The organism is Anaerosphaera multitolerans (assembly GCF_004006535.1).
GTDB lineage: Bacteria > Bacillota > Clostridia > Tissierellales > Peptoniphilaceae > Anaerosphaera > Anaerosphaera multitolerans.
The window spans coordinates 1-14,934 of sequence record NZ_RLIH01000022.1; the positions used below are offsets into that span (position 1 = coordinate 1).

Sequence of the window (14,934 nt, forward strand, 5' to 3'; positions counted from 1 at the left end):
GGAACTCCAAGGAGTTCCTTTTTAATTTCTAATCCTCACTGTAATATCTTACTATATCTTCAAATATTTCCCACATTTCATCTACCATTTCTTTATTTTCTGAAGAAAAGGGAATTATCATATCTTTATTTTTAATCTTCAGCTTTTTCGCAATTATGTTTATATGCTTTTCGTAATGTCCCTTTGAAATTTTATCGGCCTTTGTTGCTACAACTATGCCCGAATAACCCTTTGCCATTAAATATTCAAACATCTGCAAGTCCTGTGCTGTCGGTTCGTGTCTAATATCCACAAGAAGTATTACTTCCAAGAGATTTTCTCTATTTTCAAGATATTCGTTTATAATCTTTGACCAGGAGTTCTTTTCAACCTTTGAAACTTTTGCGTAACCGTATCCCGGTAAATCCACAAGTCTTAAGTCATCATTAACTCTGTAGAAATTAATAGTTCGCGTCTTGCCAGGAGTAGATGAAGTCTTGGCAAGTTTTTTTCTATTTAACATTGCATTTATAAAAGAGGACTTCCCCACATTGGAACGTCCGGCAAAGGCAAATTCAAATAGATCTTCTTCGGGATACTGTTCCCTGTGAACTGCCACTTTTTCAAGATCCGCTTTTTTTATTTTCACTTTTTATCACCAAGAGCAATCTTCTCAACATCTTTCATTTCTTTAACAGGTATTACAGTTAAAGTATCTAAGACTTCCTTTTCAATTTCAGCTAAATCTCTTTCATTTTCCTGTGGAATTATAACAGTTTTAATTCCCATTCTCTGCGCAGCTAAAATCTTTTCCTTTAATCCGCCAATAGGCAGAACTCTACCTCTTAAAGTTATCTCTCCGGTCATTGCAACGTCTTTTTTTACAGGTCTGTCAGTTAGGGCTGAAAGCACGCTTGTTGCAATAGTAATCCCCGCTGACGGTCCGTCTTTAGGAACTGCCCCCTCAGGTACGTGTATATGAATATCCAATTCCTTTCTGAAATCAGGCTCAAGATTATAATAACTACTGTTGCTTGCCAAGTAAGAAACAGCTGCTATTGCAGATTCCTTCATAACATCTCCCAATTGACCTGTTAAGGTCAACTTTCCACTACCGGGCATTATAGTACTTTCAATTGCCAGAGTTTCTCCTCCAACTTCAGTCCAAGCAAGTCCGTTTACAACTCCTACTTGATCTTCCTTCTCCACTATGTCAAAAAGATATTTCTTTTCTCCTAAAAACTTATTAATATTTCTTGAAGTTACGGAAATTTTTTCCTTACCCTCCTCAACTATTTGAAGCGCTGCCTTTCTTGCACATTTAGATATTTCCTTTTCTAAAGCTCTGACTCCCGCTTCTCTGGTATAAAAATTGATTATATCTTTAATTGCCGTATCTGACATGGTAAACTGTGATTTTTTAAGTCCGTTTTCCTTTAATTGTTTGGGTAATAAATATTTCTTGGCAATGTTGTATTTTTCATCTGGAGTATATCCTCCTAGATTTATTACTTCCATTCTATCTAAAAGAGGTCTTGGAATAGTCTGTGTTGTGTTGGCAGTAGTTACAAAGAAAACATTTGAAAGATCAAAGGGAAGTTCCATATAATGGTCTGTAAAAGTTTTATTTTGTTCAGGGTCTAAAACCTCAAGTAAGCCACTTGCCGGATCTCCTCTGTAGGTGGTTCCAACCTTATCTATCTCATCAAATAAAAATACAGGATTGTTTTCCTTTGCTTTCTTTAAAAGAGTAATAATTCTTCCCGGAAGCGCACCTACATAGGTCCTTCTGTGGCCTCTTATTTCCGCCTCGTCAGTAACTCCGCCCAAACTCATTCTTACAAAACTTTTTCCCAGTGCATTTGCTATGGAAGATGCAATGGAAGTCTTACCTACTCCCGGAGGTCCCACTAAACAAAGTATTGAGCCCTTTGATTCGGGAGCCAACTTCTTAACGGCAATAAATTCCAAAATTCTCTCTTTTACATTCTTTAATCCATAATGCTCTCTATCTAAAATTTTTCTTGCTTCATTTAAATCTATTTCATCAGGCGATGATTCAAGCCAAGGCAAATCCAAAATCCAATCCAAATAATTTAAAATCACCGTATATTCAGGAGATGCCGTATTGGTTTTAGAGAGTTTTGAAACTTCTTTTAAAGCTCTTTCCCTAACAGCTTCAGGAAGTAATTTTTCCTCAATTCGCTTTTGATAGGTTAATATTTCTCCTTCTTCACTGGCATCACCCAACTCCTCATGAATTACCTTTAACTGCTCTTTTAAATAATACTCCCTTTGTACCTTATTCATATTTGAACGGACTCTTTGGTCAATATTCTTCTCTATGGACAACATCTCTATTTCCCTTTGAAGAATGCCGTGAAACAGCAAAAGTCTGTTATAGGGGTTTAACTCCTCTAAAAGCCTTTGACTTTCATCTAATTGTAAATTTATATAAGCAGCTGAAGTATCTACTAAGGTAGAGGCACTGGTCTTGTCAACTACAGACTGTAAAAGTCCGGGAACAAGTCTTGAATCAAGTTCGCTGTACCTTTCAAGATCTTCTTCAATTAACCTTATTGCCGCCATAACTTCCTTGTCTTCTCTATCTTCAACTTCCTCTTCAAATTCTTCAACAACGGCTTCAAGGTAATTTTCCTCTTCAAATAACTCTTCAATTTTAGCACGGTTTAATCCCTCAACTAGTACTCTTACTATACCGCCGGGCAACTTTAAAATCTGTTTTATCTTAGCCACCACACCGTACTGGTATAAGTCCTCCCTTTTGGGATCTGCCACTGCCGCATCAATCTGTCCGGTTACAAATATAGTCGACTCTTTCATTTCTGCAGCTTCAATAGCAGCTATACTCTTTTCTCTGCCACAATCAAAATGAGTTACCATTCTGGGAAATATTATTAAATCTCTTAAGGGTATTACCGGAAGTTTTGATTTTTTATCCATCTTTTTCACCAGCCTTATTTAAAATTAGGCTCACTGACGTGAGCCATATTTATATTGATTTTTTGTCTTCTTTTAAAACTAATATTGGAGGTTTAGTACCTTCAACGGATTCTTTGGTGATTATTACCTCTGAAATATCATTTCTTGACGGAATTTCATACATTATATCCATCATAGTGTCTTCAATAACACCTCTAAGCCCCCTTGCACCTGTCTTCTTTTCTATGGCTGATTTAGCTATATACTTTAGTGCATTTTTTTCAAACTTCAAATTAACACCGTCAATTTTCAAAAGTTCTTCATACTGTTTTACAAGAGCATTTTTAGGTTTTGTCAAAATATCCACTAAAGCTTCTTCATCTAAAGCCTCAAGGGTTATAAGCACCGGAAGTCTTCCTATTAATTCCGGAATTAAACCGAATTTTAACAAATCCTCCACCTGTACATCCTGTAAAATATTTTCTCTTTGTTTATTTCTATCTACTACATCTGAAACAAAGCCCATGGAACTGGTTCCAATTCTGGATTCCACAATATTTTCTATTCCATCAAAAGCTCCGCCTACAATGAAGAGTATATTTGAAGTATCCACTTGAATAAATTCCTGATTAGGGTGTTTCCTGCCTCCCTGCGGAGGGACATTTGCAACAGTTCCTTCAATTATTTTTAAAAGCGCCTGTTGTACTCCTTCACCGCTTACATCTCTTGTAATGGAGACATTTTCAGATTTTCTTGCAATTTTATCTATCTCATCAATATATATAATCCCTTTTTCAGCCTTTTCAATGTCATAATCGGCAGACTGAATAAGTTTTAATATAATATTTTCAACATCTTCTCCCACATAGCCCGCCTCTGTTAAAGTAGTTGCATCAGCTATGGCAAAGGGAACATTTAAAATTTTCGCAAGTGTTTGAGCCAGTAAAGTCTTACCGCTACCGGTAGGTCCCAATAATAATATATTTGACTTTTGCAATTCAATGTCTGAATTTCTAACTGAGGAATTGATTCTCTTGTAATGATTATATACAGCAACAGAAAGAGCCCTTTTAGCTCTTTCCTGTTTTATAACATAAGAATCCAAGATGCTTTTAATTTCAGCAGGCTTTTTAAGCTCAAAAGCCTTTGAATTGTCTAGAAACTTTTCCTCATTTATAATCTCAGAACAAATATTGATACATTCATCACATATATACACATCCGGACCCTTGATTAATCTCTTTACTTGGTTTTGATTCTTTCCACAAAAGGAACATTTTAATAATTCATCAGATTTAGACATTTACACCTCAGCCTCTTTTTTCAATTACTTTATCAATTAAGCCATACTCAACAGCTTCTGCTGCTGAAAGATAATAGTCTCTATCAGTATCACTTTCAACTTTTTCAAGGGGTTGTCCAGTTTCCTCTGCAAGAATTTTATTAATTCTATCTCTTACTTCCAAAATCTTTTCCGCATGAATTTTAATATCTGATGCTTGTCCCTGTGCCCCACCTAAAGGTTGATGTATCATAATATCCGCATTTGGAAGTGCAAATCTCTTGCCTCTAGTTCCTGCAGCAAGTAGGAAAGCACCCATTGATGCAGCCATACCCACACATATTGTAGACACATCGCACTTTATGAAATTCATAGTATCAAATATTGCAAATCCAGCACTTACAGAACCACCCGGACTGTTAATATAGATTTCAATATCCTTACTTGGATCTTCCGACTCTAAAAACAGAAGTTGAGCCACTACTAAATCAGCTGTAACTTCATTTATTTCACCGGTTATAAAAATTATCCTATCCTTTAATAATCTTGAATAAATATCATAGGATCTTTCTCCACGGTTGGTCTGTTCAACTACCATAGGCACTAACGCCATAATATCACCATTTCTTTCTATTCTTCTTCTTTTTCTTCTTTATCTTCAGCTTTTTTTTCTACAAATTTCGCATTCTCAAAAAGCATATCTAAAACCTTTCTGTTAATCAGGTTTTCCTTTATGCCTTCTTTATTTGATTCTATCATATATTCTTTCATTTTTCCCTGTTGTTCTTCATCTTCAGGGAAGTAATTCTTAACTACTTCGTCTATCTCCTTTAGCACTTCTTCCTCTTCAATGTCAAAGTTTTCAGCCTTTGCCACTGCTTCAAGAGCTAAAGCAGTCTTAACTTGCTTTAGTGCATCTTCTCTTAAACTTTCTCCGAAAGCTTCCACTGTACTTCCCATCATTTTAATATAATCTTCAAGACCCATACCTTGAGCTCTCAAACTATTGTCAAAATTTTGCATTTGAGATTCAATTTGAGCATCAACCATTGCCTTTGGAACGTCAACTTCCATGTTTTCAACAACTTTTTCTATTACGGCCTGCTCTTTCTCAACTTTTTCTCTTGATTCAAATTCAGCTTCTTTTTTACTTCTAACGTCAGCTCTATATTCATCTACAGTATCAAAGTCGGAAATGTCCTTTATAAATTCATCGTCAACTTCAGGAAGTTCCTCATAGCTTATGGAATTTAACTTAACTTTAAATACAGCTTCCTTACCCTTTAAATCCTCTGCATGGTACTCTTCAGGAAAAGTTACATTTACGTCAAATTCATCGCCTATGTTATGACCAACTATTTGGTCTTCAAAACCAGGAATAAAGGAGTTTGAACCCAATTCAAGCTCATGTCCTTCAGCTGCTCCGCCTTCAAATTCCTCTTCGCCTATAAAACCTTTAAAGTCTATATTAACTTTATCTTCTAACTTAGCCGCTCTGTCATCTACATTTATAATACGAGCGTTTTTACGTCTTTCATTTTCTATTTCATTGTCAATAAGCTCTTCTGTAACTTCATATTTTATGTCTTCAACTTCTACGCCCTTGTATTCGCCAAGTTTAACTTCAGGTTTTACTTCCACAGAAACTTCAACTTCAACATCTTGTCCTGAATAGGCTTCTTCAATATTTATTTCAGGTTGTGTAATAGGTTCAATGCCAAGTTCTTCAACTGCTTTTTCATAGTATACCGGAAGTACTTCATTTAAAGCATCTTCTAGAAAAACTTCCTTGCCATATACATTTTCAATGATTTTTCTTGGTACACGACCCTTTCTAAAGCCGGGTATTTGAAAGTGTTTTTTATTTTTTAAATATACATTTTTTTCAGCTTCCATTACATCTTTTGCTTCCACGTGCATATCAAAATACACTGTATTGTTTTCTCTTTTCTTTATTTCAGTCATAATATCCTCCGTTCCATTTAAGGCATTTTTATAATTAATTAATTATATCATAATGATTAATTTATAACAGTATTTATAAATTCTCAAGACCCTCTTTTAACTCCGCCATTTCTTCTTCAGTAAAAGTTATTCCCTTTGACATTTTAAGATGTTCCTCATCCCACTCTCTAATATCATACTTAGGCGGTCTATTGTTCCAGCTTACTAAATTTAACTCCTTGCTCCAACCTCTTGCATTGGTGGATAGAGTTTTAATATGCTTTATTATTTCAAATTGAAAATCAGCCATTTATATCTCCTAACTACTATCCGAATTAATAGTTACCCATCTTTTTAAAAATATTTACAGGGAAAGTTCTCTTTTAATTTCCTCTAGAATTTTTTTAATACTCTCCTCTGAAGTCATCTCTACTTTTTCCTTATCTTTTCTGTTTGAGTATTCAATTACTTCCTCACCAGCTTTTTTCCCCACTGTAACTCTTAAAGGTATTCCTATTAAATCTCTATCTTTAAATTTAACACCGGCTCTTTCATTTCTATCATCTAAAAGAACCTCCACTCCTAAGTTAATTAGCTCCTCATACATCTTCTCACCAAGACTCATCTGTTCTTCATCTTTGTTGTTAACTACAGTTATTATAGCTTGGTAAGGAGCTACTGACATCGGCCAAATTATACCGTCCTCATCATAATTCTGTTCCACTATGGCAGATACTGTCCTTGTCACTCCAACACCATAGGAACCCATCCAAATTAATTTTTCCTTCCCATTGACATCTAGGTAAGTGGCATTTAAAGCTTCCGAGTACTTAGTTCCCAATTGAAATATATTTCCAACTTCTATTCCCCTTGCAAATAAATATTCTTCACCGGTTTCTTCTATTATATCCCCTTTTCTTACCTCTAAAAGATCCTCGCATACCTCGCCTGAAAAATCTCTGCCGTAGTTTGCATTTATAATATGGTAACCCTCTTTATTAGCACCTATGGATAAGTTTTGAATTTTTGTAACAGCGTTATCAAATATAAGTCTAACACTTTTATCAAGACCTATCGGACCAGTATAGCCTGCTGATGAATTTATGGACAATATATCCTCTTCAGTCATTAACTCTATATCATGTTCAGGTACTCCCAAGTAACCTTCCAACTTGGACATGTTTAATTCCCTGTCTCCGGGAATAAATACAATTACTGGTTTACCTTCCACCATTAAATCTATTGCTTTTAAACTTCTGTTTTTTTCTATTCCCAAAAATTTCGTAACATCTTCTATAGTTTTAAGATCAGGTGTGGCTACTTCCTTTAGTTCTTTAAGTTCCTGTTCTCCAGGTAACTTATAGGTAACTTTTGCCTTTTCTGAAGTAGCAGCATACTTACCGCTTGGAGAATAAGCTATTTCTCCCTCTCCCGTTTCCGCCAGAGCTATAAATTCATGGGATTTATTTCCACCCATTGCTCCGCTATCACCCTCTACAACTTTGTAATCTAAATTAAGTCTGTTAAATATTCTTTCATAGGCCCTATACATTTCCATATAGGAAATCTCCATAGTTTCAGGAGAAGTATCAAAGGAGTAGGCATCTTTCATGGAGAATTCTCTTGCTCTGTTAATACCAAAGCGAGGTCTCTTTTCATCTCTATACTTAGTTTGTATCTGGTACAGATTTAAAGGCAATTGTTTATAGGACTTTACCTCATCTTTAATTAATGTAGTGAAATATTCCTCTGCCGTAGGTCCAAGACAAAACTCCCTGTCATTTCTATCTTTTAATTTAAACATCTCAGGACCAAATCTATCCCAACGTCCACTGGCATCCCAAATTTCTCTAGGTTGAATAGCGCTCATTAAAATTTCCTGAGAACCGGCCCTGTCCATTTCCTCTCTTACAATTTTTTCAATTTTCTTTACTACCTTGTAGCCAAGTGGTAAGTAAGTGTAAATCCCACTTGCCGATTTTCTTATGAAAGCCCCTCTTAAAAGAAGTTTATGCGATGCCACTTCCACATCGGCTGACACTTCTCTTAATGTCGGCATATATAATTTAGAAAGCTTCATATAATCCTCCAAACCTTTATTCCAATTCGCCATAATATTATAATATGTAAATTTCTCTCTTTCAAGCACTCTATCACTAATTATATGGATTTTGTTGAATTTTCAACTTTATTTAACAATTAATTGCAAATTTAATTTTAAAAATCAAATTTTCCTTATAATACATGTAATTTTTTAAATTTCCCATAAAGTTTTTAAAGATTTATATCCCAACAATATAAATCCTTACATTATTTATTTTTAATTTTTCACTTTAAAGGGCACAATACTATATTATGTAATATAATATTTTATAGCAAATATTTAATTAGGAGTGATTTTATGAAAGTTTTTGTCACAAGTAGAGTTCCTGAAAGCATTTTAAACTTATTAAAAGCTGATTTTGAATTAAATTATAACGACAGTCTAATACCCCTTTCCAAAGAGGAAATTATTAAAGGCCTTGAGGGTGCCGAGGCGTTAGTATGTCCTCTATCAGATAAAATAGATGCTGACATTATTAACTCCTCCAACACCTTAAAATTAATATGTAATTACGGTGCCGGCTTTGATAATATTGACATAGAGGCCGCAAGGGCAAAAAATATAGTAGTTACCAATGCGCCTGCCCCGTCTTCAGCCGTATCCACTGCTGAACTTGCCTTTAGTTTAATCTTGTGTCTATCTCGAAATCTAATAGAGGGAGATAGGTTTATGAGAACTGAAGAATTTCACGGTTGGAGACCTACGTTTTTTCTGGGAAATGAATTAAGAGGAAAGACACTTGGTATTATAGGAATGGGAAATATTGGAAAAAATGTAACTAAAAGAGCTCTTGCCTTTGAGATGAAGGTAATTTACTATTCGCGAAATCGAAAGGAAGATATGGAAGTACTTGGAGTAGAGTATAGCGAGCTTGAAGATTTAATTAAAAATTCCGATTTTATATCTTTACATTCAGCCTTTGCACCTGAATTAAAACATTTAATTTCCCATAGGGAATTTGATTTAATGAAGGAAAGCGCCTATTTAATAAATGCCGCTCGAGGCCCTCTTGTTAATGAGGAAGCCTTAATAGAGGCTTTAAAGGAAAATAAAATAAAAGGCGCTGCTCTTGACGTTTACGAGTTTGAACCGAAGTTTTCAAAGGAGCTGATTAAACTAAACAATGTGGTTTTGGAGCCTCATATTGGAAATGCCACCTTTGAAGCTAGAGAGGAAATGGGTAATGCTGTAGTTGTTAATCTTTTAGATTATAAGTCGGGAAAGACTCCAAGAAATAAAGTAAATTAAAAAATGTAGACTCCGGTCTACATTTTTTCTTCCTTTTGTTTAAATTGCAGTCCAACCACCATCAACATTTAAAAGTTGTCCTGTAGTATAAGATGAAAATTCTGATGCAAAGTAAATTATTGCCGTATCCAATTCTCCGCTCTTTCCTGCTCTACCCATAGGACAGTATGCTTGAAGTACTTGACCAAAAGCTTCATTGGCAAGGACATCTTGGGTCATTTCAGATTCAAAATAAGCAGGTCCCACTGCATTTACTGTTATTCCATAGTTTGCCCACTCAGTTGCTAAAGCCTTAGTCATCATAAATACTGCACCCTTTGTAGTAGCATAGGCAGTCATTAAATCAGAGTGAGGCATTGCAACTCTTGAGTGAATAGAACCCAAATTTATAATTCTACCATAATTGTTCTTTTTCATAATACTTCCAACTTCTCTTGCCACATTGAAAACGCCGTAAATATTGGTTTTCATCATTCTGTCCCAAGTTTCATCACTCATTGTATCTGCAGGTTCTCCAAGACCAAGTCCCGCATTATTTACTAAGATATCTATCTTTCCATAGTGTTCTTCTATATTCTTTACGGCCTCTTTTACATTCTTACTGTCTGTTACGTCACAAACTTGAATAAAAACTTCCATTCCCTTTGATTCAAGATCTTTCTTTACTTCTTCAAGTCTTTCCTTCCTTCTTGCAACTAGCGCAAGTTTCGCTCCCTGATTCCCAAGTGCATTTGCAAATTGAACTCCCAGTCCACTTGATGCTCCTGTTACCATTGCAACTCTGCCTGTTAAATCAAAATAATTTTTCATCCTAAGCCTCCATAAGAAATTTATTTTTACTAACTTATCTATTCAAATATACCCAAATTTTCTTAAAGTATAATAAATTTCCCTAATCAAATTGTTCCAAATAAATACTTAATTAACCTAAACTCTTTTAGTTTATTACCGCTATCTAACCTAGGTTTACTAAGTAAGACTTTTCAAAACAATCTTTTAGAAAATACAATTAAAATAGGTTTCTACATTATACTTTGCACAGATTTTTAAAATTTTCATTCGCTCTATACTTCAAAATGCTTTATATTCTTAACTACTACAATTTCACAGATTAATTTCAGAGATTTTCAATATTATATACTATTTTTACTATAAATATGTTCTATTTGACTATCTCCTTAAATAGATTATCTACTGTTAATTGAAATTATCTTCTAATAAAATATCTCTTATCTTTCTAATTTCTTTTAAAAAACTCAGACTACCACAACAGGATAAATCTGAGTTTATTTATGCTTTAATTTTTAAAAAAGTGCCTGAGCTGCTGTTATTATAGAAAGAGCATATATTTCATCTACAGTAGTTCCCCTTGAAAGATCGTTTACAGGCTTATTTAAACCTTGAAGTATTGGACCTACAGCCTTAAAATCTCCGAAATACTGTACTAATTTATATCCTATATTTCCTGCTTCAAGACTTGGAAATATAAATACATTTGCATTTCCCGCAACTTTGGAATCCGGTGCTTTTTTCTCCGCCACCTTGCTTACAAAAGCGGCGTCAAATTGTAATTCACCATCTATTGTCATATTCGGATTCATCTTCTTAGCTTTTTCAGTTGCCTCAACTACCTTGTCAACTAATTCATGAGATGCCGATCCCTTAGTTGAAAAAGAAAGCATTGCAACTCTTGGGTCCATTCCAAAAGTTCTCGCTGTCTCTTCACTTAAAACAGCTATTTCCGCAAGAGTATCTGCATCAGGATCTATATTTATAGCACAGTCGGCCATTAAATACATCTCATCTCTTTTTAACATTATAAAAAGTCCGCTAGTTCTACTAAAACCTTCCTTGGTCTTTATAATTTGAAGAGCAGGTCTTACGGTCTCTCCAGTAGTATGTGCAGCTCCTGAAACCATTCCGTCTGCCTTACCTGTATAAACTAACATAGTTCCAAAGTAATTCTGATCTAAAAGTATTTTTCTCGCTGATTCCTCATCAACTTTACCCTTACGTCTCTCTACAAATTTTTCCACTAAATAATCAAATTCCTCATATTCACTTGGATAGATTATTTCCACTCCGCTAATATTTAATCCGTACTCTTTAGCAACTTCTTTAATGTCATAGCCGTTTCCAATTAGTATTGGCTTTAATACATTGTCAACACTTAATCTTACAGCAGCTTCTAAAATTCTTCTGTCATTCCCTTCGGGGAAGACAATTGTCGGTTTCTTTTCACTTACTTTCACTTTTAAAGATTCAATTAAATCCATGTCTACCTCCACTTTACTTCTAATTATTATTCATTATATAACAAAGCAAAGTAAATTAAAAATTTATTTTAAACCTTTAAGTTAATTTATAGTGCAATACTCCATCATTATACCTATAGTTGCAAACTCCTTTGGCTCTTAGATGTTCCAAGTGAGCGTGGGCTTCTCCTGCTGCAAACCATTTTTGACTTTTAGGAAACTCATCCCAATTCTTAGCTGAAATGTCCCATTGAAGTTGTTTTGTAACGTCTCTAACTGTTTCCGCTCCCTTTTCTAAGGCCTCCACTGTCTCTCTTAGCCTATGGTCGTGATGCTCCAGTAACTCATCAATTCTGCCATTTACATCTTCAATTATAGTTCTGTGAGAGCTGAATAAATGCTTAATATTTAAATCTTTTACTTTTTCAAGATTTTTAAAATACGTTCCAAGACTATCGCCTACATCAAAACCCCAAAATTGAATATTTGGAGTTATTTCTCCTAAAATGTGATCTCCACAGAATAAAATACTTTTTCCCTCATCATATAATCCTGCCATCCCCGGAGTATGACCACTTAAATCTATAATTTTAAAATTGAAATTTCCTATTGTCAAAATATCTCCGGGGTTCTTTGGAATATAATTAAAATCCTCTCTAGGTCTAAATTTATATCCCGGATGGTCTTCAATCTTTAAATCATCTTCTTCAAGCCCTTGCATATAACCGTATTTTTCAATGTTAGTCCAATGCTCTCCATATCTTTCTCTAAAAAGTTTTAAAAGTTTTGCATCAACATCGGGCATATAAATTTTAAGCCCTAAATTGTCAAAGTAATTTACCAAACCGGTATGGTCTGAGTGAAGATGCGTTAAATACAAGGAACTTTTTTCCGGAACTATATTTAACTGTTTCATATAATCTTCAGTTAATTCCAAAATTTCCTCTGTATTAAATCCCGTATCTACTATTAAGCTTTCATCTTCCGACTTAATAACATAAATGTTAATATACTTTAGCGGATTTCCCTTAAGCGGTATTTCTACTTTAAAAATCCCTTTATAAACTTCACTAATATTATACATTTTCTCCCTCCTTATATAATTTTACCTCATTTGAAAATATATAAACCTTAAATTGATTTATTTCGCTAATAAGGTTATTATATATTTTAGGAAGTGATGTTATGAAGAAAAAAATATTGGGTTTAATCCTACTTCTCTTAAGTACTTCCACAGTCTATGCAAAGGAAACTTTTAACGACATTAAAAACCATTGGGCTGAGCAGTATATTGTCATACTTAGCGGTAATTCCTATATACAAGGTTATGGAGACAACAGCTTTAAACCCAACAATAAAATTTCCAAGGCAGAGGCCTGTGCAGTAATTAATAGAGCTTTCAACTTAACAGACACCGTTGAAATTCAATATTCCGACATAAAGACCAGCGATTGGTTTTATAAAGATGTACAAATTGCAAGTAAGTACAAATACATAGATACTGAGTCAAAAATATTTTCCAATTCCCCTTTAAAGCGAATTGAACTTATTGAAATGTTAAATGCTCTATATGAATTTAAAAGTGGTTACGGTGACTATTCTCACTTCAATGATTTAAACAGTTTTAATAAAAAGGATAAAGACGCCATTGGCACCTTGTTTAAAGATGGAATAATCAACGGCTATGAAGATTCTAAATTCAAAGGTGACAATGCCATTACACGAGCGGAATTTTCTAAAATATTGGCTTTGTGTATTGAAAACTACGGAAACACCTATGAAATTCAAAATTTGGAAGATGAAAGTGAAAGTGAAACTGAACTTGAAATTGAAACCCTAATTGAAAAACTTAAAAACTTAATTGAGGATACACAGAAAATAAATTTAATAGAATATACAAAAGAGTCAGCATCTAACTTGACTTTGCAAATTTTTAAGGGCGAAGCTGCCCTTAACAGCAAAGATGCCTTTGAAATTACAGAGGCCATTGAAAATATTGAAAAAGCTAAAAGAGACTTGGTCTACCAAGTAGAAGCACCGCTACTTTCTGTAGTAGGTAAAGATGAAAATGGTTCCGAACTTGAAATTAATACTTTTATTAATGGAGAACCCTTTGAAAACGGAAGCGCTTTAAAAGCGGGTAGATACCTTTTACTTGTAACATCGCCAGGAATGGCGGATACGGAAACTCATATAACCATGTACAATGAGGACAAGACAATTGATGTAACACTGAAAAGCATTGATGATGAGGATTTAAAACTGGTTTTATCTCCCGGTCTGGAATCTCTAAGCGGATATACTTTTAAAAAGAATGAAAGAGTAACTGTAAAAGTTTTAATTCCTGATGGTATGGAAATAGATACTTTTTTAGTAAACTCTGTTCCTAAAAATGTAATTGACGATGAATTTAGATTTATTATTAGTGAAGATACTTATATTGAAGTCACTTTTAAGTAAGAAGTTCCCCTTAGCGGGAACTTTTTTTCACATAGTTTTTAAAGTTTCTTAACTTATTTTTAAGAAATTTATATTACTATAATAGAGGAGGCGATTAAATGAAAAAATTACACTTAATTACATCAATGGGACTTTGCATTTTATTATTGACAGGTTGTGGGAATAAAAACACCGTAAATACCCCTGAACAAAATATCAATACAGAAAAAACCGAGATTGCAGAAAAGGTAGAAGATACAACTCTTGAAAAAGAAGTACAAAATAATACAACTGCAGCAATAGATCCTTCAAAGGCTCTAGAAACTTTTAACAGTCACTTTCCCAATGTGGGGTTAACAAAAATAGCCCTTGATTATTACAGAGGTCAGTACCACTATGATATAGAGGGTGTAGATGATAATTTTGAATATGAAATGGAAATTAATTCCGAGACAGGCGAAATTATTAAAGAAGAAAAAGAAAATTTAGATAGAGATGACGTCTTTGAAGAAAAAGCAAATATTTTTAACTTAAGTGATGCAATTCCGGTTCAAGATGCTATAACTAAAGTTTTAGAAAATCACGGCGGAGAATTTAAAGAATGGACTTTGGAAAAAGATGACGGCATATTAATTTATGAAATTGATGTTATTGATGGAAATAGAGATTTTGAAGTCTATGTAAATGCTGAAACTGGAGAAATTTTAGGTATAGATGACTAAAGGACAACTAAGTTGTCC

At 34.1% G+C, this 14,934-nt stretch carries 13 protein-coding genes; 3 read left to right on the forward strand and 10 right to left on the reverse strand.

The genetic code is table 11. The annotated features are described in order from the left end of the window. Nucleotides 1-28 precede the first annotated feature (28 nt). From yihA to EF514_RS10250, 7 genes are all read right to left on the reverse strand, one after another. Nucleotides 29-628 carry a ribosome biogenesis GTP-binding protein YihA/YsxC gene (gene yihA, locus EF514_RS10220; protein ID WP_127725356.1) on the reverse strand — a complete coding sequence of 200 codons (600 nt, stop codon included), beginning with the start codon at nucleotides 626-628 and terminating at the stop codon, nucleotides 29-31. Then, nucleotides 625-2,943, reverse strand: a complete 2,319-nt coding sequence (gene lon, locus EF514_RS10225) for an endopeptidase La (protein WP_127725357.1) — start codon at nucleotides 2,941-2,943, stop codon at nucleotides 625-627. Before lon ends, yihA begins: the two co-directional genes overlap by 4 nt. Nucleotides 2,944-2,992: 49 nt before the next feature. Continuing rightward, complete coding sequence (gene clpX / locus EF514_RS10230) at nucleotides 2,993-4,225, reverse strand: ATP-dependent Clp protease ATP-binding subunit ClpX (RefSeq protein WP_127725358.1); 1,233 nt, start codon at nucleotides 4,223-4,225, stop codon at nucleotides 2,993-2,995. Between the two features lie 7 nt (nucleotides 4,226-4,232). Beyond that, nucleotides 4,233-4,817 carry an ATP-dependent Clp endopeptidase proteolytic subunit ClpP gene (gene clpP, locus EF514_RS10235; protein WP_127725359.1) on the reverse strand — a complete coding sequence of 195 codons (585 nt, stop codon included), beginning with the start codon at nucleotides 4,815-4,817 and terminating at the stop codon, nucleotides 4,233-4,235. 17 nt (nucleotides 4,818-4,834) lie between these two features. Beyond that, nucleotides 4,835-6,169 carry a trigger factor gene (gene tig, locus EF514_RS10240; RefSeq protein WP_127725360.1) on the reverse strand — a complete coding sequence of 445 codons (1,335 nt, stop codon included), beginning with the start codon at nucleotides 6,167-6,169 and terminating at the stop codon, nucleotides 4,835-4,837. Between the two features lie 73 nt (nucleotides 6,170-6,242). After that, nucleotides 6,243-6,458: a YdbC family protein gene (locus EF514_RS10245; protein WP_127725361.1), complete on the reverse strand. Its 216-nt coding sequence runs from the start codon at nucleotides 6,456-6,458 to the stop codon at nucleotides 6,243-6,245. A 54-nt stretch (nucleotides 6,459-6,512) separates the two neighbouring features. After that, complete coding sequence (locus tag EF514_RS10250) at nucleotides 6,513-8,228, reverse strand: proline--tRNA ligase (protein WP_127725367.1); 1,716 nt, start codon at nucleotides 8,226-8,228, stop codon at nucleotides 6,513-6,515. Nucleotides 8,229-8,549: 321 nt separating this feature from the next. On the opposite strand from EF514_RS10250, the gene EF514_RS10255 reads away from it, so the two are divergent. Next, complete coding sequence (locus tag EF514_RS10255; protein WP_127725362.1) at nucleotides 8,550-9,500, forward strand: NAD(P)-dependent oxidoreductase; 951 nt, start codon at nucleotides 8,550-8,552, stop codon at nucleotides 9,498-9,500. Between the two features lie 39 nt (nucleotides 9,501-9,539). Here EF514_RS10255 and EF514_RS10260 read toward each other — a convergent pair whose 3' ends face one another. The 3 genes from EF514_RS10260 to EF514_RS10270 all read right to left on the reverse strand — a co-directional run bounded on the left by EF514_RS10260 (nucleotide 9,540) and on the right by EF514_RS10270 (nucleotide 12,839). Further along, nucleotides 9,540-10,310 carry an SDR family oxidoreductase gene (locus tag EF514_RS10260; protein WP_127725363.1) on the reverse strand — a complete coding sequence of 257 codons (771 nt, stop codon included), beginning with the start codon at nucleotides 10,308-10,310 and terminating at the stop codon, nucleotides 9,540-9,542. Nucleotides 10,311-10,804: 494 nt separating this feature from the next. Continuing rightward, nucleotides 10,805-11,776, reverse strand: a complete 972-nt coding sequence (gene pta, locus EF514_RS10265; protein ID WP_127725364.1) for a phosphate acetyltransferase — start codon at nucleotides 11,774-11,776, stop codon at nucleotides 10,805-10,807. 76 nt (nucleotides 11,777-11,852) lie between these two features. Beyond that, on the reverse strand, nucleotides 11,853-12,839 hold the full coding sequence (locus tag EF514_RS10270; RefSeq protein ID WP_205666445.1) for an MBL fold metallo-hydrolase: 987 nt from the start codon (nucleotides 12,837-12,839) through the stop codon (nucleotides 11,853-11,855). A 101-nt stretch (nucleotides 12,840-12,940) separates the two neighbouring features. Between EF514_RS10270 and EF514_RS10275 the strand changes: the two genes are divergently transcribed. Beyond that, nucleotides 12,941-14,215 carry an S-layer homology domain-containing protein gene (locus EF514_RS10275; protein ID WP_127725365.1) on the forward strand — a complete coding sequence of 425 codons (1,275 nt, stop codon included), beginning with the start codon at nucleotides 12,941-12,943 and terminating at the stop codon, nucleotides 14,213-14,215. Between the two features lie 98 nt (nucleotides 14,216-14,313). Beyond that, nucleotides 14,314-14,916: a PepSY domain-containing protein gene (locus EF514_RS10280; protein WP_127725366.1), complete on the forward strand. Its 603-nt coding sequence runs from the start codon at nucleotides 14,314-14,316 to the stop codon at nucleotides 14,914-14,916. Nucleotides 14,917-14,934: the final 18 nt, after the last annotated feature.